Raw genomic sequence first — 25,626 nt, forward strand, 5'->3', positions numbered from 1 at the left:
TTCATTTCTTATCTTTCATTTCTTATCTTTCATTTCTTATCTTTTATTTCTTATCTTTTATTTCTTATCGTTATTTCATATTGTTATTTCTTATCGTTATTTCATATCGTTATTTCTTATCGTTATTTCATATCGTTATTTCTTATCTTTTATTTCTTATCTTTTATTTCTTATCTTTTATTTCTCATCGTTATTTCTTATTTTTAGTAATAAAATTTCGCATAGTGTTTCAAAAAAAAATGAACTGCTGCTTTTTCTCAAAATTGAAAAGTCTGCAATATTTTCGCTAATTTTTAAATACAACTTACCACAACAAAAAAAGACTCCGGTAAGGGAGTATTCTATAATTATACATTTGGATTTCGTTCTCCAAAATCCCGAACCAGGTATGGAAATTCAGTACAATAAAACTGATTGACTAATTCTTTGTTGTTCACAACGATTACATCCAAATCCGCCTGCCTTGCAGCCATGGAACCGCTAAGGGAATCTTCTATGACAATGGACTCACCGGGCTGCATATTGGCCAGTTGTAAAGCCTTAAGGTAAATTTCCGGTGAAGGTTTTGCCTTTTCAACGTCATCTCCGGTTATGATGAACTGAAAATCCTCATATAACCCCAGTTTTTTCAGGGCTAAGGTAACCCCTGCCCTGGAGGATGAAGTGGCAACAGACAGTGTCATTCCTTTCTCTTTTAAAAGCCTGATAAAGGGTATCGCTCCTTCGTAAGCTTCTAACTTCTGTGCGATTAACTTTCTTACCAGGCTTTGTTTCCTGTCCGTGAATTCCTCAATTTCTTTTTCGGAATAAGAGACTTCCTTTGACCGGAAAAAGTCTTTAAAAACTTCTTTTGTTTTTCTGCCCATATAAATCTCATATTGAAAATCAAATATTCCCAAAGATTTCATTACCTCTTCAAAAGCGGCTCTGTGCAGGCGGTTTGTATCAGCGATGGTTCCGTCGAAATCAAAAATTACATATTTCTTTTTATCCCACTTTAATTTCATAGGTCAGTTCCTTAAAAAACCGATTATAGTATATATCTTTTATAGTTGCGACTGTGCTTACGGCATCATGTTTGCCTAAATCCGTAGCAGATTCATAATTGCCGTACACGATGTTAATTGGCAGCTTCTCCAGTTTGGGAAAATCATTTTCAACATAGCGTATTTCCTCCTTGTTTTTAGAACGGGAGGTATTTACCAATGCCACATGGATAAAATCGGACAGGGGCAGTTTTAGTTTGGCGTTCCTGGTCAGATACCGGTATGCACTGGTTAGGAATTCACTAGCTGTATAATTCGGAGTTTCATAATCTTCCCCTATATTGCAGATAAATGCCTTTAGCGCCTTGGTATTGGAATAGATGGCTTCCGGTATTCCCATTGTCATATAACTTGGGAAAAGGGAGGAGTGCTGGGTACCGGGGGCATAAATTATGATATCGGCATTGGAAATCGTTTGAATGGCTTCTGGAGTTCCGTACACATAACTTTGTATTCGGGAAAGATAATCCGTCTTTTCTCTGGTGGTTGTAAACTTGCTTTCAATGAGATCTTTATCCAGGTATTCATCAATTAAGAATATATCTTTGATTCTGTCGCTGGAGCGAAGTTCGACGATTTCAGCTTCATCATAGCAGATTCTACCGTTTTCCCTGATTCCCACCAACTTTTTGTTTTCCAGATTGGTCGGAACGACATCTCCCCGTACATGCAGCAGCAAGTTAAACAAATTAATGGTCTTATTAAAATCCTTATCCAGAATTTCATAAGCTCCTGCATACAGGCAGTTGGATAAAGAACAATCGGAAAAATTAAATTCCCTGCCCTGTACCTTCTCATAAATCTCAAGGGAGGTCAAAAACTGGCTTAAGAGCTTTTTGATCAGATTCTCAAGATCACTGTCGTTAATTATAATATTATCGATCCGGTTGCTTTCCCCTGTAACAAAGGAATTTAAGATATGAATACATTGTTCATGTTTGATATCTTCCGGAAAACGATACTTAAATATTTCCGACCAGATTCTAAAATTTTCAAACCCTGGAGACATGAGATTCTCTTGATTTTTTCTAATGTCGGACGGACCCAGCATATTAAAAAAATCCCGGATCTCACCTGTGGATTTTCCATCATCGTATGCATTAACAATCAACGATAATCTTAAGGTTTCATCCTTTACTAATTCCTTTACTAACGTATTCGATCCTCTGCCGCCTGAAAATACAGCTACTTTTAACATAATAATATCCTCCTTTATTGGTAGATTGATTGTAAAAAACTTTTAACTTCATTTTGGTTATAAGTTACTTCTTCAATAATGTTTATTAATGTTTCCTGATGAAACCCTTCAAAGGGATTGTCTGTGGTTACGGGCGATGTGATTAAAAAATGACCGCTTAGTTCTAATCCTCCCACCATGGAATCGATTAGGCAGGATACTTCTTTTTTTCTGGGAATAAATAAAATTTTATCCTCCCAAAAAAGAAGCGAAAACAAAGGTGTTTCGCTTCTGGTTCCGTCTTTTTTAATTGTTTTAAAGGTTTTTGAAATAGTAAGCTCCTGGATTAATTCAAACAGCAGCCTGCACCTTTTTTCTGTATTCCCTGTGATAAGTATGTTCCCTCCCGGATACTGGGGGATTGCTCCTAAATTTTCGCAAAAAAGCTCATAGGGTAATTTTTCAATATAAAACGGCTCAAACAGCACCTGGGTATGAAAATGGTTTAACGTTGCTGCTGTTCCTGCCAGATTCAAAAAAGACCGGAACCCATGCTCTTCCACTGATCTGGTCACCTCATAGAGTTCTGTATAAGATAACTCATTTTGGGGGTGATACTCTCTGGAACATAAAATACTGTGATATCTCGTTACCGGCCTGTTGTTTGCCAACAGTACCAAACTCTCAAATTCATATAGGCAATCTTTCCTGTTCCAGATTTCGGTGCCTAAAGGTAACTCTGTTCTCCTTTCACCATAAAACCGCTTTGCCCTTTCCGGCGCATATCCAAGCTTTAAGGAAAACAATCCGCTACATAAGGTAATCTCCTGGTTCTCCTTTGGGTAATAATGTATTAAACCCTCCTTCCATAGCTTATCCCAGCTGTCCTTGATTACTTCAACAGACATAATCCACCTCCTTACAGCAAATTACTGCTCCTTATAATTTTCCAGAAATTCAAGAATTGCATTGCTTACAATCTCATGATGGGTAAGATGTATAAAATGCCCCCCGTCTGCAATTTCTATATACTTTGAATTTTCGACTTTTGAATGAATAAGCTTGGATTCCTCCGTCTCTACTACCGTATCCACCGCGCCAACGATTACCAAAGTAGGTACCTTTATTTGCTCTAAAACATCCCTGGTTGTCATTCTTACTTTCATTAATTCCAGATACTTTAGTAATACCGGACTATTCGTGGATTGGCTGTGTTTATATATTTCAATATAATAATCAATATTTTGAATTACATCGTAGGACTTTGCATTTCTTTTTACTGCTTCAAAATCTTTTGATACGGCTTCCGTAAAGGAAAATACCTGGGCTACCCCTTCAAACTTGGTAGCGGTAATGCTTCCGATAAGGGTTAATGTCCGAACCCTGTCCGGATACGTAAGGGCGATGTTTTGTGCTATAATTCCTCCATAAGAACCACCCACGACATGCAATGGCTGACGGATTTCCAATTTATCAAGGACCTTTATGAGTATTTCGCTGATACCTTTAAAAGAAAGATCTTCTGTTCCGTCACTTCTGCCATGTCCCGGCAGATTTATTCCTATTACCTGATACTTAGAGGACAATTCTATAAACTGATAGGAACTGATTACTGTAGTTACAGCAAGACCCGGAATAATTAAGACCGGCTCTCCACTTCCCTTCCTACTTACCTCAATTTTTATGTTATCCTCTACTTCTACCAGAAAGCTTTCCAAATCAACGGGCAGTTTAATATCCTTTGATTTTTCTTTGATTAAGTCTGAGAAACGGGGTTCTTTTGTTTCTTCATAAGTGAGAAGATTCATACCGGTCGCAGCTTCTGATTCAGCCTTTGAAACTTCTTCCCCAAACATGGAGACAGTTTTTTCTGAATGATTTTGAATCAAATACTCGGCCAGCTCCTCTAAATTTGTATTATCTAAAAATAAAGTAGCCGGTAAATCATCAAAACTGGCTTCTAAGGCTGCCAGAATTTGAAACCCCAGGATGGAATCAATTCCGAATTCTTCAAAACTTAGCTGAGACTCTATACTGTCTTTATTGCATTTAAGAATCTCAGCCATTGTGTCTTGCAGGAAATCGATCAGTTTTCTTTTTAAAGTATCTTCTTTATATCCCTTTGCAGGTTCTATTATACTTGCTGGATTATCCTTGCTTACATTGTCCTGCAAATTATTGACCTGGCTTACATTACCCTTCCTTACATTGTCCTGCAAATTATTGACCTGGCTTACATCACCCTGCCTAACATTGTTCTGCCAATCATTGTCCTGGCTTACTTTGTCCTGCCTTATATTGTCCTGCCTTATATTGTCCTGCCAATCATTGTTCTGGTTTACATTATCCCGTCTTACATCACCTTGCCTAAAAAAACTGCTTTGCATCGACAAGGTATTCTTATCAATTCCAGATATGTTTTGATGAAATAATCCATTGATTCTGTCTTGATAATTTTGCATGAAATAAGCAACAAGTTCATCAATATTATCATTATCCAGAAACAGAGTGGTAGGTATGTCGCCAAAACTCTCTTCCAGGTCCCCGTATATTTGAAACCCTAAAATAGAATCAATGCCATACTCCTGGAAGCTCGTTCGGTTTTCAATACTGTCCTTATCGCATTTCAGGGTCTTGGCAATAATAGTTTTTAGATAATCACGGATTCTCTCCTTTGTAACCTCCTGATCTTCCACGGTTTGATGTTTACCTGATTTGTTCTTACCATCAGCAGATATATCTTTTCCTTCAATAACACTTACCGTGTTTCGTTTCTCAGATTGGAACGGCAGCTTTAAAGCGGCATCTTCACCCGGATTGTTTCTAGCAGACGTAATTCCCATCTGCTTTAGAACCTTGTTTTCTGCCTTAAGTATAAAAACCTGGCTCTCTTTCGCCTTCAGTACCCATTCAACAATTTCCATGCCTTCCCTGGGTTCGATTGCCTGTATTCCAATCTTCTTCATTCTTTCTCTGAATTCTTCCTGTTCGCCGGAACCAATTCCCCAATACCCCCAGTTAAATATTTTTACCGGATAGGAGGTTTTATCCTGTATATAGCAGGCAAAAGTATCTTTAAAATTTAATCCGCTGACATAATTGCTTTGACCCGGCATTCCTATCTGGGAGGAGGTTGAGGAGAAGAAAGCCATGAAATCCAAAGCTTCCTTTTGAAATATGGAATATAATACTACACTTCCGTATACTTTGGGATCAAAGGCAGTTTTAAACTCTTCTTCCGTCATCTTATATATCATTTTATCCGCCGAAACCATAGCAGAATGAAAAACGCCGTTAATCTTATCCCCATATAAAGCTTTCACTTCACTGACCGCAGCCTTCATACTCTCTGGATCCGTAATATCTGCCTGATAATAATGAACGGTTCCGCCAAGTGACTCAATTTCTTTGATTATATTCTTTTTACTTTCATTTAACCCGCCTCTGCCGATTAAAAACAACCTCGCTTTTACTTTCTTTGATAAATACCGGCTCAGTATAAGGCCGATTCCTCCTGCTCCCCCAAGAATAACGTAAACTCCCTTTTCCTTAAACACACTTTGTGTTACAGAAGGTATAGGAAGAGCTTCTATTTTACGCTCATAACGGTTTCCCTCCCGGTAAACAACGGTTTCTCCGTTGGGGTTATGGGGTTCGTTAAGTACAGGTATTAAGGCGGAATCGAGGTTTTCCCCACTCAGGCTGTCATTGCCGTTAAGTAGATCAATATCAACAGTTGTAATTTTGTATTTGGTATATTCTTTTGCCAAAGATTTGATAAAGCCGTGGATACCGGAGGCAGCAGGCACAACAACAGGACTGTTACCTACCGGATATATATTGTTGGTAATCACTTTTAACTCTACCGGACGCTTACCGGATTTGCCCCCCTCTAAGGCTTTAATCAGCCGGAACAGGCTAATTACCCCTTTTTCCGAGGCATCTTTTACTGCTAAAAGATTATCCTCTTCCAAAGTTTTCAGTTTAATTCCTCCCAAAAAGTAAATCAGATTTCTCTCTTTTACTTTTTTAATTGTTTCACCTAACGCCTTGGGATCATCATACTTAGCTTCCCAGAAATCATCAGATTTTTGAATTGTTTCCTCTCCTAATAGTATCCGTACTGTTTTCACGTGCTTATCTGCGATTCTATCTGCAATTATCTCCCCCTCCTTTGTATAAATTATCATAGCCGTCTGATTAAAAGATAAATTCCCACCTCTTATTTCATTTGATGAATCGGTAAGTAAAGGTGATTTGCGCCATACCGGCTCATAGAAGCAATCGGGTGATTTACTGCGTATTTCTTTTAATACGTATTTATGGAATCTGGCACAGACCTCTCCTGCTTCATTTATCAGGGAAATCTCATAGCTGTTATTACCTGAGGCTTTCACGTAGGAATACATGACAGGCTTTAAGGGCTTAAGTATTTCAAATCTCTCCACTGCAAAGGGTAAGTTTATTTTCCCGTCTGCAGCTGCAATACAGCTGATGGTCTGTAAGGCACTATCCAATAAAGCAGGAGGGAGGGTATAGGTTTTTAAATCAGGTCCGCTGTTTTCGGGAATATGAATAATACCAAGTACCTCCCGGTCATTTTTATAGATTTCTTTGATTCCTTTAAAATACTTCCCGTAATTGATCCCGCTGATCTCATAGTGTTTATAAATATCCTCCCCGCTTATTACCTGGGGGCACCTACTCTTTAACTCCTCCAGGGAAATAATCTGATTTTGTCCGGTTTTCTCTGCCTTATGTATTTCACCTTTTGCACAAAGGGGAGAATTAGTACCCGCGCCGTCTTCCTTTACTTCAAATAATAATTTTTCTCCTTCCTTTTTGAAGGAAATAAGTATTTTTAAACCGGATTTATTCATAATAAGAGGACTTAACCAAAAGAGCCTGCTAATCTCAAGCTCCTTGCTGTTAAAGATAACAGACGCTGCCTGATAGGCCATTTCCATATATCCTACTCCCGGAAATATATTCTGTCCGTTAATAACATGGTCTTTCACAATGGTTTCATGGGGATATAAGTCTTTACTGAAAACCATTTCCCCGTTAAAACTCATAAGGTACTCTGTTGCATGAATTAAGGTACCTAATTCTTTTTTGTTGTTATCTGAATTCTTAGAACTTTCCGGTAACCAATAACTTTCCTTCGTAAAGGGGTAGGTAGGCAGGGAAATTCTCTGTACGGTTTCTGGATTATGGAGCAGTTTCCAGTTTATTTCATAGCCCGTTGTCCATAGCTTGGCAATCTGATTTAATTTCCGTTTACTTATCCACTGTTCCACCATTGCGTCTGCATCTTCATCCCCGCCTAATATTTCTAAGCTATCCTGGGTCTTTTTAATATTATTGGATATAAGGCGGTTTGATTTTTCTCCGTTTATAAATTGCTTTAATAAAGTTCGTAATTCTTCCGTACTGCTTACTACAAAGGCCAGCCTTTCATTCATTGCCTCCCTGCCTGCTTGTAAGGTAAAAGCAATATGTTCAAGATTATACTTCGTATCAGAGTAAGTCTTACCCCTGGTATTTCCCATAACGGATTTCTCTAAGTCCGCCACAGCAACCTGGTCCAAAGGATATGCTAAGCTATCCTTTCCGTCAGAGTTTAAAGCATCTAATAAATCAATTGCATACTGTTTTAAATTTTTCTCAGTTCGGGCGGATAAAACGATGATCTGGTCTTCCTCTATTGCCTCCGGAAGTTCTTCCATACTATATTCTTCAAGAACAACATGTGCATTGGCACCGCCAAATCCAAAGGAACTAACTCCTGCGCGGCGGGGTATCCTGTTGCCCTGCATATCTTCTAATTGATTCCATTCTCTGGTTTCTGTCACAATATAAAATGGGCTGTTCTCAAAGTTAATATAAGGATTAAGCTTATTAAAGTTAATACTTGCCGGTAATGTATGGTTACGCATGGCCAGGATAACTTTTATGATTCCGGCTATTCCTGCTGCCGGTTCCAAATGTCCGATGTTCGTTTTTACTGATCCCAGACCGCACCGGGGTTCCCTCACCATCACCTGGTAATCTTTACTTAGCTCCTGAAAGGCTTTCTTTAAACCTTCGATTTCCACCGGGTCACCAAGCTCGGTTCCGGTGCCGTGGGCTTCAATATAGGTAACAGAATCCGGATCCATACCGGCTTCCTTATAGGCTGCCGCTAAGACTGCTGCCTGAGAATCGGAATTGGGAGCAGTTAAGGAGTTCGCTCTTCCGCCATGATTTTGGGCACTGCCTTTAATCACCGCATATATGTTATCACGGTCTTTTATAGCCTGTTTTAAAGGTTTTAGCAGGATAACACCTATCCCTTCCCCTCTTACATAACCATTTGCACTTTCATCAAAGGTTTTGCAATGATTATCGGGAGATAAAACTCCTAACTTACTGGCACTTAAAAAGGTCTTTGGGGAAAGCATCAGACTAACACCGCCGGCTACGGCCATTTCACTTTCTCCCCTTTGTATGGATTTGACCGCATGATGGATTGCAACAAGGCTTCCGGAACAGGCGGTGTCAATGGCTTCACTGGGACCTTTAAAATTCATATAGTAGGATATCCGGTTAGCTAAAACCGCATGAGAGTTGCCAGTTACGATCTGGGGTTTCATTTCATCCGATTCCTGTAACAGTTCCTGATAATCATTAAATTGGACCCCGATGTAGACCCCGATAGGCTTTCCGGATAACTCAGACGCTTTATACCCCGCATCTTCGGTTACTTTCCATATGGTCTGCAAAAGCAGACGCTGCTGGGGGTCCATAAGTTCCGCTTCCATTGGGGAAATATTAAAAAAGGAAGCGTCGAATTTATCAACATCTTTAATAAAGCCACCACATTTAGACATTGACTTATTTTTAGCCAGACGGTCCTCGCTGTAGTACTCTCTCCAGTCCCACCGTTCAGAAGGGATTTCTGTGATCATATCCCTGCCTTCTTTTAGATTGTCCCAGAATTCGTTTAAGTCCTTTGAACCGGGGAACAATCCTTCTGCTCCAATGATTGCAACGGGTTCATAGGACGTTAGCTCTTGTTCGTTGTATTTACTATTACAGGTAACCGGTTCCTGAAAATGATTTTTAAGCGGTACCAAATATCCCTTGCGAGTTTGAGTTCCTTTTTCACTCGTTGTTACCAAGTCTGGCTCATTGTCAATAGATTGCTTTATAATTATTTCTTCTTTAATTCTCTGCATTCTATTTACTGCTTTATTTTTTATCGTTTCACTGATTTCTTTTCCACTACCAGCTATTTCTTTTTTACTTCTCCTATTAATACCAGACCGGTCATAGTACTGATTTATTTCATTGAAGAAACCATCCAGTAAATACTGTGCCAAGCCTTTAATAGTACTGGCGGAAAATAAGATGGTTGGTGATAACTCTATATTAAATTTCTCACCAAGCTTTTTAATCAATATCTTTAATGAGATGGAGTCAAAACCAAAATCGCCGAAGTTGAGATTGCTCTCGATATCCTTAACATTAACCTTTAAAATATCTGCTGCTATGAATCTGATATCATATTCCAGATCATTATCCAGGGAAGCATCATCTGCTTTCTTAGGAAGTGCCGCAAAGATTGTCCTTGATTCTAAATTATTTTCCCGTCCGGTTACTTTTGGTTGAAGATTATCACTAATCCCCAGTATTTTTTCAACTTTTTGCGGGTTACCATAAAATACAATGACCTGTTCCCGGTCCATTCCCAGTATTTCATTAAATGCCCTGAGGCCGTCATCATCCCGCAGATAACTTAAACCGGAGGTTTGCAGATATAAATTTTCCGTTTCTTTCTCCTGATGCATCCCGCCATTTTCCCATAAGGGCCAGTTTATCGTTATGGTCCTGCCTGACCGCAGTCCGTTTTTCCTGAAAGACTGCCTGAAATCCTTATAGCAGTCAAGGAACCGGTTCCCTACGGAATAATCGCATTGTCCAAAGTCTCCGATTATTGACGAGGTGGAAGAAAAAAGTATGAAATATTCCAGAGGCTCATTTTTTGTTAACTCATCTAAGATTACAGTTCCAAGCATCTTGGTCTGTACTACCCTGTTAAATTCATCGTACTCTTTTTGTGAGATTAATTTATCACTTACCAATCCTGCTGCATGGATTACTCCGTTAAGTTCCCCAAATCTCTTCTTTGTTTCTTCAATCACCTTTTGCATCTGAGTCTTATTGGTAACATCGACTTTTTGATATAAGACCTGGCTTCCTGTTGTTTCGAGATCTTCTATCATTTCTATTTTCTTATTATCTAATTCTGATCGTCCTACTAAAACCAGATTTACCTCGTATTCCTCTGCTAAGTATCTGGCAAATAGCATACCCAGTTTTCCTGCGCCTCCTGTAATCAAAAAGACAGAACCTGGTCTTATATATGGCTTTTCAAAGGAAGGAGCCGGTAATTTTTTATATGTTTTTATATGCCTCTTGTTTTTATGATAAAAAATTTCCGGCTCTGAATATGAACTGGATAATTCCTGATTTATAAACTCATTTATTTGCTGTATTTCATCGATATGAACCGTTGAAAATGCCACCTCCGGCATAAGAAATCCGGTGGATTTGCCGAAATTAGCTATTATATCATGAAAGGGATCCGGCAGTTCTTCTTTTTTCTGAGTAAATACAAGTATTTTGTTTAAATCCGTCATTCTTACCTGAATTATGCTTTTTAAAAGATTGAAAAGATTATCTGTCCCCTCCGTCATACCGGAGGCTTCCATATCTAAAATAGAAGTTACTCCATTTGTGATTTTTTGTATCATCTCAAGATCCAAACTACCGGAACTTAATGTCCAGGAATACACGATATGCTTTGCCGAAAAGCCTTCCTCCTTTAGTACATTCAAAAGTTTTACATAATCCTCATAGATATGGGGATTAATTTCATATTCATTTCTCCCAAGGTATTGATATCTGCCGCCTTGGTATACAGTGACAATCTTTTCTTTATTTACTAGATTACTGTCAATACTTACCGGAATTTCTTTTAGTCCGAATACTAAAACGGATTCTATTTGTTTTATTGTGCTTTTATCAAGCACCCTCTCGGTCCATTCCTCTTCATAGTAATTCAATATATGTCCGGTTGAAGAGTCCCTGTTATCCTCTGCTAAGTAAACGCTGTTTAAAGCTTTTTCTTCTTTCTTATTGCTTCCTGACATATCACCCCTCCTGTATACTTTCCTTAACTTAGATACTTAATAGCCTATAATAATGTAATTCGATATTTCCACCGCAATCTCACCCTCTGTATTAATAAAACAAACGGTAAACCTCCAGGCTTCTTCTTCACTTACGGATTTATACTCAGATAAAACTACGTGTACCAAACACGTCTTAGAAAAGGGCCGGTGAATTTCAAGCCTGTCAAACCCTCTGGGATAATAATGACTTAACTTTCTTTCCTGTATCAAAAAAAGACCGATTTGAAATGCGGACTCCAGGAAAAATGTATTTATAACTAAGTCCGGCAGTAAAAAGCTTAGGGGATCCGGCATAGTTAGCTCAGCAAAGGCTCTGTCCTTTTTGGCTGATGCAGATAAGGCATTGATTACCTGAAAATTAGTTCCGTAGGTTTGATTAAATTCTCCGGATAAGAACAAATAAAAGTCCTCTTTATTTACAGCCAGGGTACACTCATTTTTAAGAATACCGATATCAGCTTGATCAGGCTCTGTGGATTCCGTTGTTTCCGATTCAAAAACCAGCTGTGCCTGGGCACTGATAAAATCTTCTTCCTCATTAAATGCCATAATTTCTGCCTGGCATTGGTCCCCGTTTGGATATACGTAAGTGTTTAACTGATATTCCCTGCCATTAAAAATATCACTTCCTGCAAAGACCACATTATCCATATATCTGACCTTGTTTTCCTTTGAAACCTCACCGGCTTTTCGCATTATTTCCAGGAAGTTTGCATAGGGATAATAGCTTTTTCCGTCAGAAAGGCAGCCTTTTATAAATATATCCTCTGTACTTATTTCAGTCTGGAATTTTTGCTCCTTAAAACTAGAGATATTCTCATCGATTAAGGGATGCAATTTGTCTTTTCCCGGTTTCATAAGCTTCCTTTCATTGGTTTTTACCCAATAACTATTTCTTGCGAAAGGATAGACAGGCAGGGGGATTTTAAGGTGCTCCTCTTCCCGATACAGCCTGCTCCATAATAAATCCTCCCGGTTTTTATAAGCCTCACAGAAACTGAGAAGAATTTCTTTATACTGGTCAGGGGAGAGGCTTATATCAGCCAGTTCTTCATACAGTCTGCCATGATTTCTGTTGTTATGTAAATTTTCTTCTAAAAGTGGTTTATCTGTGATACTGCCTGGTGCTTCATTTATCTGATAATCTGTTATCAGATAATCCTTTATCGCTTCATTTAGTTCAGACTGTTCCCTTACTACAAAGGCCATCCTTTTATGAAAGTGTTTACGCCGGTTTCCTAAAGAATAACTGATATCGCCCATACTGTATGTACCGGAATGCTTTTCAGACCAGGCTAAAAAGTCCTTCAGCCGCTGCCTTAGTTCCTCTGAGGTTTTCGCTGAGAATGCCGCCAGATAGCAGGGTGCCTTGTAATCTGTTTTCCTGGCTTCCCGGTATTCTTCTATTACAACATGTGCATTGGTACCGCCAAACCCAAAGGAACTGACTCCTGCTCTTAAAGGCTCTTCCTTCCCGACCCAATCTTTTAATCTGGTGTTGACATAAAAGGGACTGTTACTTAGCTCCAAATGTTCATTCTCCTGTTTGAAGTTAAGGGAAGGCGGTATTTTTTTATTATTGATTGCCAGTATAACTTTTATAAAACTTGCAATTCCCGCCGCTAAAGAGGAATGTCCTATGTTGGTCTTGACCGAACCCAGAGCACAAAACTGCTTTTTATCTGTGTATTCTTTAAAAGAGTTTTTTAATGCTTCAATTTCTATGGGATCTCCAAGCTTTGTCCCTGTTCCATGGGTTTCCAGAAAAGTAATTGTTTCCGGATTAATATTGCCCTTTTTGTATACCTCCAGTTCCAATGCGGTTTGTGAGAGGGAACTTGGAGCTGTGATTCCGTTGGTTTTGCCATCCTGGTTTATGCCGGAGCTTTTAATTACACCATAGATATAATCACCGTCTTTTACTGCCTGGTCATAATTTTTCAGGACAACGGCACCGACACCTTCCCCGTTAACTATACCGTTGGCGTCATTATCAAAGGATTTGCACTGGCCTTCGGGAGAAAGCATTCCTGCATTACTTGTAAATATATAATAGTGGGGAGTGGTGCATATCCACACGCCTCCTGCGATTGCCATAGTATTTTCCTCCGACATTATGCTTTGACATGCTAAATGCAGTGCAACCAGGGAGGAGGAGCAGGCAGTATCTAAGGCCATTGCCGGTCCTTTTAAATTCAGTAAGTAAGATATTCTGGAGGCTAAGACAGAGCCTGTGTTTCCCCAAAAGGCCTGGGCGGTGATATCTTCCTCCTGCCCGCTGATGTTATTAAGATAATCCCTGGGTGCGGCACCCACATAAACCCCGCAGGATAGACCGGAAGCCAGATCATTTGCATAACCTGCATCTTCTAAGGACTTCCAGCATTCCTCTAAAAACAATCTTTGCTGAGGGTCCATTACTTCTGCTTCCATACCGGATATATTAAAAAAGGCCGGATCAAACTTATCGATGTCACTTAAAAATCCGCCCCAGCGTGAGTTGGTTTTATCCAATTTATCAACATCCGGATCATAGTAATCATCAATATTCCATCTTTCTTTCGGAACTTGTGTAACGGAACTTTTCCCTTCCATAAGGTTGGCCCAATACTCCTCCAGATTTGATGCTCCCGGAAAACGTCCTGACATACCAATCACTGCAACATCGTTGGTTGATTTTGCAATCTGTGTCTTTCTATCTGGTAATGGTTTCTTGGAAGATGAAATTACTGAGTTGGTTTTAATTTTTTCAATACTTTCCCTGGCTTCTGCCGGTGTTATTTTATTGTCTTTCACCATTTGCAGAATATCCTTAATCCTTATTGTTATATCCGCTTGATCCATTTATGTTTTCTCCTTTTTCACCTTAACTCCCAGGTAATTGCGAAACACAAATATTGTATTTATGTATCATATAAATAATACAATTTCAGAGCTGAATCTTGCCCGTAGGGCAACTGAAGCCATGAAATTCGTATTATTTGTATGATATATTCAAAAAAGTATATGTTTCGCAATTGCCTGCTTAACTCCCGTCTGCGTGCCCCCCACGCATAAAACCAGCATTCCTCTTAACTCCTGACATCCGCCAAGGGGGACCTACTTATTCGGATAGGCTTAAAATATGTCTTTCGGTGTAACCTTTCTTTCATGACTTAAGCTGTATATTTAACACTTATACCGGTTATCATTTCCATTACTTCATCCACATTAAGTGCCCCCTTTGCTAAAAGCTCCAGTGCGTCAATCTCTTTATCTGCCTCCGAAATCATTCCATTTTCGAAACTGTCTGACACATAAGTCAAAGCAGCCTCCATCTCCATGCCATATTCCCTGCACAGATACCCGCTTAAATCCTGAATATTACTGTAGTCAAATAAAACAGTGTTTTTAAGAGTAATACCAAAAGCTTTGTTAATATTTTTTAACAAGACCACACCGGTAATGGAATCTACCCCATACTCGGAGAACTGCATGGTAAAGTCAATATCCTCCCTATCTACTTTCAGGGTTTCGGTGATACATTCCATCAATTTTTCCGTAACGGTCTGATATAAATCAATATCCTCCTGACTGTCTGTAATCCACCCAGGGTCACCTTGAATCTGTTTTTCTAGCTTCGGACCAAATTCATTTTGTATGTATCCTGCTAAGTCATCCACATTGCTGTAATCAAACAGTATGGTAGTTTTTAGTGTAAGGTCAAACTCATTATTGATGCGGTTAATTAATTCCATTCCTGTTATGGAATCAACCCCATAATCGGAAAAGGATGTACTGTTGTCAACTTCTCTTGCTTCTACTTTTAATACCTCTGCGATACACTGGATGATACGTGTCTTTAAATTATCTAGCCTGTCATTGTTATTGGCAGCCCCATGGAACGATCCAGTAACTGATTTGTTAAACGACCCATTAACTGATCCGTTAAAGGATCTGCTAAAGGATTTATTAACGGTTTCTTTAACAATAGACTGTTTTTCACTCTCTGCAGGTATACTTTCAGGTACTAAAGATTTTATCTGCCCTATCTGATTCTTTAATACGGCTTCCCTTTCTGCGATATCAATCATATCTGTCTGTTTCAGTAGAAATGGTTTGGCTTTCAGAACTATAACCTGGCTGGAACTTTGATTTGACACGATTCTTTCAATTGCATCCATTCCTTCTTCCGGCTGAATAGAGAGCATACCTTTGGAAGCCATTATTTTATTATGCTCCTCGGAGGATGCAACTCCTACGCTTCCCCAGTATCCCCAGTTAATGATCTTTATGGGTATTTCCCCCGACTTCATTAAATGAACGGCAAAAGAATCTTTGAATCCGCAGGCTGCCGCATAATTGGCCTGTCCTCCGTTGCCGACAAAACTTTGAATGGATGAAAAGAACAGAATAAAATCCAGCTTTTCCTCCTTTACGGCTTCGTATAAGACAGCACTTCCCTTTACCTTTGGGTCCAGAGAATCGATTAGATCCCTTTCGGACATATTGCGGATAGCTCTGTCTTTCATGACGATTGCGGAATGAATTACTCCGTTGATCTGTCCAAATTCATTCTTCACTTGTCTGACAGCTTCTTTCATACTGTTTAAGTCCGTGGCATCGGCTTTCACATACAGCGCCTTTGCTCCAAGGTCTTTCATTTCTGAAATTTTCTTTATCTTTTCGGTATTTAAATCCGAACGTCCTATCAAAGCTGCCTTAGCCCCTGCCTTAAGGGTCAGATACCGGCAGAATTCCAGGCCAATACCGCCTGCACCGCCTAAAATCAGGTATACACCGTTTTCTTTAAAGGAAGTATTGACGGGTTTATCCATATCGGTGGGTATTATTTTTTGCAGGTATCTTTGACCCTTCCGGATTACAACCTCTTCTCCGTTTTTGCCGGCCGGTTCCTTTCTAATTATCTCTGCCAGTAATTCCTTGTCTCTTTCCCACTCATCCAGATCAATATCTATACAGGTAGTTTTCCAGTATTGAAATTCTTTGGCCATGGATTTCGCAAAGCCTAAAATACTGCCGGCACAAGGTATTACGTCCGCTTCTCCTAAGGTATGGACATTATTGGTTATAATTTTTACCTGGAGTCTTTTATTGTCCAGCTCTTTCTTAACGAAAGCTTTAACCAGACGGAACAACGAGAGCACTCCCATTGCCTGTGTTAATTCTAAACTTTGCGGATTATTAAAATCGTCTTTCTTTGAGATAATTCCTCCCAAAAAATAAACATAATCCAAGTCATCTATTTTTGCCAAACAATCACTTATCCCAGTTTCATTAGAAGCATTAATTTCCCAGGAATTCACTCCTATTCTTCTGTTTTCAGAACCCAGGAAAATTTCGTAAACATCATCCCCTTGGTGATAGTTAATCAACTGCCGGCACATTTCAGAATGCTTTGCCGGTACAAGGATCAAAACCTTACTGCCTCCCTGGCTGCCTGCATTCTCTTCGTTATATTGAATCGGCACCGGTTTCCAGACTGGAAGATAGAAACTATTCTCTATGGAAGTTTCATAATCCTTGTTTTTTTCTGTTAAAGTATTCCTTGGTTCCCTTGCATATGGAGAGCTGTCTTGTGGTACTGCCAGTGATACAGGATTGTGAGAATGTTTTTCACTCACACTTTCTTTTTGCATGTCTTTTGCTTTATTAATTTTACTAATTGATTTCCATACTCTTCTCTTTTCAAAAGGATAAGTCGGTAAAGGTACACGCTTTAACTGTTTTTCACCATACAGTAGCTTCCAGTCAATTTTAACGCCGGTAACCCAAAGACTTGCTACTTTGTTAAAATCATCATTTTGAATCAGTGTATTTATTGCGGCTGTATTGGTAAAACTCTCATTTAACACCACTTTACCCTTGCCGGTTCCCACACGGTTATGATATAAGCCCTCTATCTCATTTTTATCCTGAAGGTATTCCGTCAGTTTATGGACAAGTTCTTTAAGATCTGAAAATACAATTGCAAGGCGTTCGTCCATCTCTTCCCGACCTGTCTGTAAGGTATATGCAAAATTATTAAGAGACACACTGTTTAAAGTTTCAGTATTATTATTAATTTCTCTTTTTAGGAAAGTTACCATTTTCAAGGCATAGGCAGATAACCTCTCTTTGTTTCTGGCTGATAATACAAAGATGCGGGAACTGTCCATACTGTCATTTTCTATTGCTTTCCCTTCAAAGGCTTCCAGGGCTATGTGTGCATTCACACCTCCGAAACCAAAGGAACTGACTCCTGCACGTCTTGGTATTTCGTTGCCGTACTCATCGGATAAAGTTTTCCATTCCCTTGTCGTTTCCGCAATATAGAACGGACTGCCGGTTAATTGTATATACGGGTTTTGTACACTAAAATTTGATATGCCGGGAATTGTCTTATACTGAAAGGCCAGCAGTACTTTTAGTACACTCGCAATGCCTGCTGCCGTTTCCAAATGTCCTATATTCGTCTTTACCGCCCCGATCCCACAGTATGCTTCCTTTGCACAAAACATGTCTTTCTTTCCCATTTCTTTAAAGGCCTTGATTAATCCATTCACTTCCACCGGATCTCCAAGCTGTGTTCCTGTTCCATGGGCTTCTATGTAACTCACTGTCTCCGGGCTAAATCCAGCCTTGTCAAAGGCTTTCATAATTACCTCTGCCTGGGCATTGGTATTCGGGGCAGTCAGGGATGCGGCACGTCCGCCGTGATTGATGGCTGTTCCTTTGATTAAGGCATAAATATTATCTCCATCCTTAAGTGCCTTGCTTAAAGGTTTTAGCAAAATTGCGCCTGAGCCTTCCCCTCGCACATATCCATTGGCATGTTCGTCAAAGGTTTTGCACCGTCCGTCCGGTGAGAGCATACCGGCTTTACTGAAAGATATATGCAGGGTCGGGCTTGCTATTACATTCACACCTCCTACGATTGACATTTCACAATCACCGCTGTAGATGGATTCCACTCCCCGGTGAATCGCTACCAGCGAGGAAGAACAAGCGGTGTCAATTGGTTCACTTGGTCCATGTAGATTTAATAAGTAGGATATCCGGTTCGTTAAAATACAATGGGAATTGCCGGTGGAAGTCAGCGCTTCAATTTCACTGTCCTTTAGCACATCTCTGTAATCCGTGGTGGAGACTCCTACAAATAAACCCGTTTTCGACCCTGATAAATCAGAAGGTTTATATCCGGCATCTTCAATGGTTTCCCATACTGTCTGCATAAAAATTCTTTGCTGGGGATCCATAAGTTCTGCTTCCATAGGAGATATACCAAAAAACAAAGGGTCGAATTTATCAATTTCTTTCATAAATCCACCCCATTTTGATATCTTGTCAGGTAGATCTTCCTTTTTCCATCTGTCAGAAGGTATTTCCGTTATTAAATCTTTTGTTTCCTCAAGGTTCCTCCAGAATGAAATCATATCTTCCGATTGAGGCATAATGCCGCCCATTCCTATGATGGCTATGGGCTCCCTTTTTCCTCCCTGAGTATTAGAAAGACTCTCTTCCCATGAAGTTACATTGACCGGATTTCTTTGTGGTATCTTTCTGTTTTCCATAAACTCCTGAGGATAAGAGACCGGATTTTCCTCTTTGTTCTTATATTTCTCTTCGTTACTATTTATATCCCCATTCTTAATTAATTCGTTCTTAATTAACTCTGCGTTGTTATTTAACTCTTGATTCTTATTTATTTCTTCATTTCTATTTATTACTTCATTCCTATTTATCTCTTCATTCCTATTTATCTCTTCATTCCTATTTATCTCTTCATTCCTATTTATTTCTTGATTCTTACTTATTTCTTCAATCTTACTTATTTCTTGAATCTTACTTATTTCTTGAATCTTACTTATTTCTTCATCCTTATTTATTTCTTCATTCTTATTTATTTCTTCTCTCCTGCTAATTTCTTCTTCCTTATGGACTGCAAGTATGCTGTCATAGTGCTCCCGATACAGATAATCTATAAGTGCACCTAAGGTTGCATATTCAAAGAAAATGCTGGGATTAATTTGAAGAGAGTACAATTTATTAATTTTATTAGCCAGTTCCGTAAAGGTCAGGGAATTAAATCCATACTCATTCATATCCTTTTCCAGAAATATATCTTTATCTTTGATCCGCAGAATCTCCTTTACTGCATTTTTTACATCCTGATGAATTTCTTCCAATACCTCGACCTTATGAATACTATCTGCTTTAAAATCCTTTCTATCTTCTTTGTTTCTATTCTCTTCCTTAATCCCTAAAAGTCTTTGTAACTTTTGTGTATCTCCCTGTAATACTACGAGCTGATCTTCACCGGATTTTAAACTATCGGCCAGGGCCTTAATTCCATAAGTTGTCTCAAGGCTTTTTATTCCCATAGTGTCAAATAAATCTTTCGTAGACTGTTCTACCTGTATTCCGCCTTCTTTCCATAAAGGCCAGTTAATAGAGAGCGCCTTGCCATACCGCAAACCTTTCCTGCTAAGTTCGTTACGCAGTACAGAGAAATAATCCATAAAACTGTTGCCGTACGCATAATCTGCCTGCCCCAGATTTCCGGTTACTGCTGCGGTTGAGGAAAACAAGATTATAAAGTCCAAAGGTTCATCCTTCGTTAACAGGTCAAGATTAATGGTACCCTGAACTTTGGGGATGATTACCTGTTCCATATCTGTTTTACTTTTATTCTTCAAATACGCATCTTTAGTCATACCGGCACAATGGATAACACCATTGATCCCGCCAAATCTCTCTTTTGCCGCTTCTATTATAACTGCAGCATCATTAAGTGCTGAAACATCACCCTGAACAAATAAAACTTCACCGCCTAAAGCTTCTAAAGCTTTTAATTGTGAGACTTTCTCTGCATCCAATGGACTTCTGCCGGTTAAACATAACTTTGCCTGGTACTCTTTTGCCAGAAAATGTGCAACGATCAGACCCAGTTTGCCCAAACCGCCGGAAATAAGATATATTCCATGGGTTTTAAAGCCTGCTGTACCATTCCTATTGCTATCTGCTTTCAGGTTATTCTGGGCATTGAAGCTATTCCCTTGATTAAAACTATCCCTTTGATTTATACTATCCTTTTGATTTATACTATCCTCTTGATTTATACTGTCCTCTTGATTTATACCGTCCTCTTGATTAATGTTGTCCTCTTGATTAATGTTGTCCTCTTGATTTATGCTGCCCTTTTGACTTTTATTTTCCTCTTGATTTTTACTATACTCTTGATTCGTGCTAACCTTTTCATTTCTGGTGTACTCTTTATGCATGTCGTTCTCTTCAATTGAATAGTCCTGTAATGCCCTGACAAATCGTCCTTCCTGAGAATGTAAAACTTCAATATCACCATTCATTACATCCATTAATTCTAAAATCACTAGATTACTTAGGTCATTTAGAGTAACAGAAGAATTAAACTGTATGGATTTGCTTATAAACTTTGAATTTTCTAATCTTATGGATTTCGCAAAACCGCCATAGGCTGCACTAAAGGGTGAAAATACTTTACCATCCCCCTGAAACATATAATTCAGCTTGATTTTTTCATCAGGTACAATGCTTTCTAAGGCCTGGTAGAGATATAAAAGCGGATAGATACTATATTCCGGGTCCTGCATTAAAATAGATTCAAATTCATAGTCTGATTCTTTTGACCATAAATAAATGATGTTACCAGGAAAATGTTCTTTTTGCTTTAATCTCTCAATAAGCCTTATATAATCCTCTTTCCGAGCTGTATTAATGAAAAATTCATTTCTGTCTTCTATATAATCCTTGCCAGGCTTAACCAGAACAAGATTAAATTTACCTGTAAGCTTACTTCTTAAATCTGCTGATAAATTATCGTCCGTATCAAAAATCAGGAGGTCACGCTCTAATTCCTCCAAATTGTTTACCGGTAAAAGGCTATCACTTTTTTCCCAGATATACTTATAGTAATGGACTTTATTATCGGCTGTCTGTATTTCATTGGTTTTGCTCCCGATTGTCCATAGGGAAAAGTCCTTGACTTTAACTAATACTTTACCTTTTTCATCCAGAATAACTACCTCATAACTATCCGATTCCTGCAATCCGTTCTTTTTCCGCCCGGTATATTTTGCATAGGAAAAACAGTTTTCTGTCAATTCGCCCAGTATTTCAACTTCGCCGATATAGTATGGCAGCGTTACAGCCCCATTCCTGGCTTTCGCACTTACCATTCCGATAACAGCCTCTAATGCTCCATCCATTATGGTCGGATGCAATACATATTCCTGGAAGGTTCCTTTTAAATGCTCCGGTAACCGAAGAGCCGCCAGTACTTCATTTTCGTTATAATATAAATTCTGTATGGACTGAAAACTTTGTAAAAGATTTAATCCTCCTTTTATAAATAACCGGTAACACTCCTGTCCGGTTATCAAACTGGAACACCTGGATTTTATGGTCTTTACGTCCAGGTATTCATTTGAACTTTCCTGGTTTAAGGCTGCATATTCAATCCAGCCTTTACCATGTAATATCTCCTGTTCGTTCAGCTCTTTACTTAATACTTCATATTCCATAACCTTACTGTCTGTTTTATCAGGGAATAGGGTTATCTTTATTTTCTGGGAGAGGTCTTTTACCTTAAGCGCATTTAACCAGTAACTATTTTTTATTTTAATAACCTTTTTATTTGTAAAGAGGCTGCCGGCAGCCCTTGCTATTTCCAGATAGGCTACAGCCGGTAAGACTTTCTGATTCTGTACAATATGATCCTTCAGAAAAAATTCTGTGCCCAGAAATTTTTTTTCAAAGGCAGTCTCTTGTATGGTTGAACATTTCCTGTCAATCATAGGATGAATGGCAGTTATAGGATTTTCTGTCTTATTCAATACATGATCTACTTGTTCATTTATATCTGCCTTTATATCTGCCTCCGCCTCATCTTCTACCCAATACCGTTCTCCAAAAAACGGATAGGTGGGCAAATGGATTAATTTTAAACTATGTCCTTTAAAAATAGTCTCACAGTCAGTCACTTTATTTTGTACATATAACCTTGCCAGTTCCGCTAGATTATCTTTGTATTCCTTCTGGTCTTGGTCTGGATTTACACTATCCTTAAGATTCTCTAAAACCTTACTAATAAAGGCTTTCATATTTGCATCTGCTTTTACCGGTTTTGAATTGCTGCTTTCCATAAAATAGTCCGTTGTCTGACCAGTTACTACTATCTCCTCAAGTTTGGCTTTTAACTCTGAATTACTTTTTACTACCAAAGCACCTCTGATATTAAAGTGGCTTCTGCCAGCCTGCAAGGTATATGCAATATCTCCTATGTTACTATCATCCTCCTGTTTTTCCAACCAGTTTAACAGGTCTTTCACTTTCTGGTCATAGGATTCTTTTGTTTTCGCGGATAAGGTAATCAAATAATAGGGAAACTTAGGGACCGATGCGATATCATTCTCATTATTAAATTCCTGCAATACCACATGAGCATTGGTTCCGCTAAAGCCAAAGGCACTGACGGCTGCTAATCTTGGTTTATTATTTTGCACCTTCCAGTCCACGGTTTGATTATTCACATAAAAAGGAGTTTCCTTTAAAGATAGATGCATATTAGGCTCCTTGAAATGGAGAGTGGCGGGTATTTTTTTATGTTTCATTGCCAGGAGGACCTTTATAATACTGGTTACCCCAGCAGCAGTTGTTGTATGTCCGATATTTGATTTCACAGAACCGATGATGCAGAATTGCTTTTCGGAAGTGTATTTTTCGAAAACACCAGTTAGTGCTTTTACCTCAATTGGGTCCCCCAACTTAGTACCTGTTCCGTGAGTTTCAATATAACTTATTTCTCTGGGATTAATATTTGCTTTTTCATAAACATCGGTTTCTAACCTAATTTGGGACTGCATACTGGGGGCCGTTATCCCATTGGTTTTTCCATCCTGGTTTATGCCGGAACTTTTAATAACGCCATATATGGAATGTCCTTCTTCCAGTGCTTTTTTTAAGGGCATAAGAATTACAGCCCCTACACCTTCACTGATTACTGTCCCATCGGCAGAATTATCAAAGGCTCTGCATTCACCGGATTTTGACAGCATTTCCACTTTACTGGTGGCTATATGTAAATCCGGAGTGACCATAAGTCTGACTCCGCCTACTATTGCCATATCGCTTTCCTTATTTTTCATACTCTGGCAGGCGAGGTGGAGTGCCGCCAGAGAACTGGAACACGCAGTATCTACAGTAATACAAGGACCAATCAGATTTAAAAAGTAAGATATTCTGGAGGCAAGTATGGACACCGCCATTCCTGTAAATGCTTCCCCGCTGTTTTCAGCGTTATTTCTGGTCAGTGTTTTTACATAATCCCCTTGGGAGGCTCCGACAAATACTCCGCACTTCTTATCCGATAAGTTTCTGTCCGAACAGCCTGCATCCTCCAGGGCTTTCCATACCTCCTCCAGAAAAAGCCTCTGCTGGGGGTCCATATAAACTGCCTCTACTGGGGATATATTAAAAAACAGTGGATCAAACTTATCAATCCCATTAATAAATCCACCGACTTTACTATAGGATTTACCGGGTGTTTTGGGATCAGGGTCATAATATTTTTCTGAATCCCAGCGATCTTTTGGTATGGTAATTATGCTGTCTTTACCCTGCTCCAGATTACTCCAAAACTCCTCTGCATTATCTGCTCCCGGGAAACGTCCGGATATTCCTATAACAGCAATGTCATCTTCCTTATAATTATGGAACTGGTTCTGGTTTTCATCTTTACTGGATAGTTTAAGAGCAGGTAAATCCATATGTACCGGTTCCTGGTCTATGGTATTTATATATCTGGTATTTATATATCTGGTATTTATATATCTGGTATTCATATCAATGGAATTAGTAACTTTGGGATTCACACCCTTTAAATTCATATCCGTCAAATTCATATCCATCATATTCTTATCCGTTAAATTCTTATCCTTGAAATTAATATCAGTAGAATTCGCATTCGTGTTCATGGTATCCGTAATATGTTCTGTAGAAATCAGCCGCACAGGTGCACGCCTTATAACTTCGGATTTAATATTATCGTGCTTATCATAATCTTGTTTAATATTATCCTGTTTAAAATTACCTAGCTTAACATTTTCAAGGTTGATATTATCTTGCTTAACGTTACCTAGCTTAATATTTTCAAGTTTAATACTATCCTGCATAATATCCTCAAGTTTAATATCATCGACCTTTTTATAAATCGTCTCCATACTGCCAAGTTTTATTTGTACATTTTCATCTTTATTAAACCTGTCACTACTGCCACTTTCTCTTAGCGGAGGATCTCCGTCAGGTTCTTTATAATATGGGTTAATCTCCTTAAGGGTTTTTGCGACTCTGGTTTTCTCCTGTACCACATAGTCAGACAGCTTGGAGATCGTGGAATAATCATAGATTGTAACTGCATCAAGATTTAATCCAAAACTTTTATTAACATCCCTGATAATTTCAATTCCATTGATTGAATCAACACCCAGTTCCTTAAAACTGATCTCATATCGAAGTTCCTCCCTGGAAAGATGTAAGTTTGATGAAATAATCTCAGAAATTTTGGCATATACCGCTTCTTCATCGATTCCATGTTCCCCAGATATTAATTCAGCTTTGTATTCTCCCCCGGCGGTTTCCGTATATGGGATCTTAACGCTTGTCTGGGCTAAAGTGATATGATTCTTATTTACTTCCTGTAAGACTAATGCACTTAGCTTCGTTACGTTGGCATGATCATAAATAACTACGGCATCAAGATTTAAACCATAGTGCCGGTTCACATCACGGATTATTTCGATTCCGTTTATGGAATCAACACCAAGGTCTTTAAAACTCATCTCATGTTCTAACTCTTCCTCCGACATATGCAGATTACCGGCTACTATTTCACTAATTTTAGCCAATATATCCTCTAACTGATAACCCCTGCTCCCGTCTGCTTCCAGGGCAGGAACAGGATTTTCCTTTGAAACTGCCTCAGATACCGTTCTATGAGGAGCAGCCGACAACAAATCCATTGCCATTTTTTTTGTTATCTCATGATTAAATAACATTTGATATATTTCTTTTTCCGTATAATGATTCCCAGACATTTTATACCCCCTTAGTAATCCATTTTTATTCCCATTGCATATCACATCTGCCT

Annotated in this window: 6 protein-coding genes; all 6 read right to left on the reverse strand. The window is 38.9% G+C overall.

Annotated features, from left to right (window positions below; genetic code table 11):
• Nucleotides 1–347: 347 nt before the first annotated feature.
• The 6 genes from QA584_RS18510 to QA584_RS18535 all read right to left on the reverse strand — a co-directional run bounded on the left by QA584_RS18510 (nt 348) and on the right by QA584_RS18535 (nt 25,573).
• On the reverse strand, nt 348–1,007 hold the full coding sequence (locus QA584_RS18510) for an HAD family hydrolase (RefSeq protein ID WP_278270577.1): 660 nt from the start codon (nt 1,005–1,007) through the stop codon (nt 348–350).
• Nucleotides 988–2,244 (reverse strand): 2-phospho-L-lactate transferase CofD family protein, encoded by a 1,257-nt coding sequence (locus QA584_RS18515; RefSeq protein WP_278270578.1) that lies wholly within the window; start codon nt 2,242–2,244, stop codon nt 988–990. Before QA584_RS18515 ends, QA584_RS18510 begins: the two co-directional genes overlap by 20 nt.
• 14 nt (nt 2,245–2,258) lie before the next feature.
• A complete protein-coding gene (locus QA584_RS18520) occupies nt 2,259–3,131 on the reverse strand; it encodes a hypothetical protein (protein ID WP_278270579.1) in 873 nt (290 codons plus the stop codon).
• Between the two features lie 21 nt (nt 3,132–3,152).
• Entirely contained in the window at nt 3,153–11,420 is an 8,268-nt protein-coding gene (locus QA584_RS18525) for an SDR family NAD(P)-dependent oxidoreductase (RefSeq protein ID WP_278270580.1), read from the reverse strand.
• A 36-nt stretch (nt 11,421–11,456) separates the two neighbouring features.
• Nucleotides 11,457–14,306: a type I polyketide synthase gene (locus QA584_RS18530; RefSeq protein ID WP_278270581.1), complete on the reverse strand. Its 2,850-nt coding sequence runs from the start codon at nt 14,304–14,306 to the stop codon at nt 11,457–11,459.
• A 311-nt stretch (nt 14,307–14,617) separates the two neighbouring features.
• The gene (locus QA584_RS18535) at nt 14,618–25,573 is read right to left on the reverse strand and encodes an SDR family NAD(P)-dependent oxidoreductase (RefSeq protein WP_278270582.1); all 10,956 of its coding nucleotides are present in this window, start codon (nt 25,571–25,573) and stop codon (nt 14,618–14,620) included.
• Nucleotides 25,574–25,626: the final 53 nt, after the last annotated feature.

The organism is Anaerocolumna sp. AGMB13025 (assembly GCF_029689925.1).
GTDB lineage: Bacteria > Bacillota > Clostridia > Lachnospirales > Lachnospiraceae > Anaerocolumna.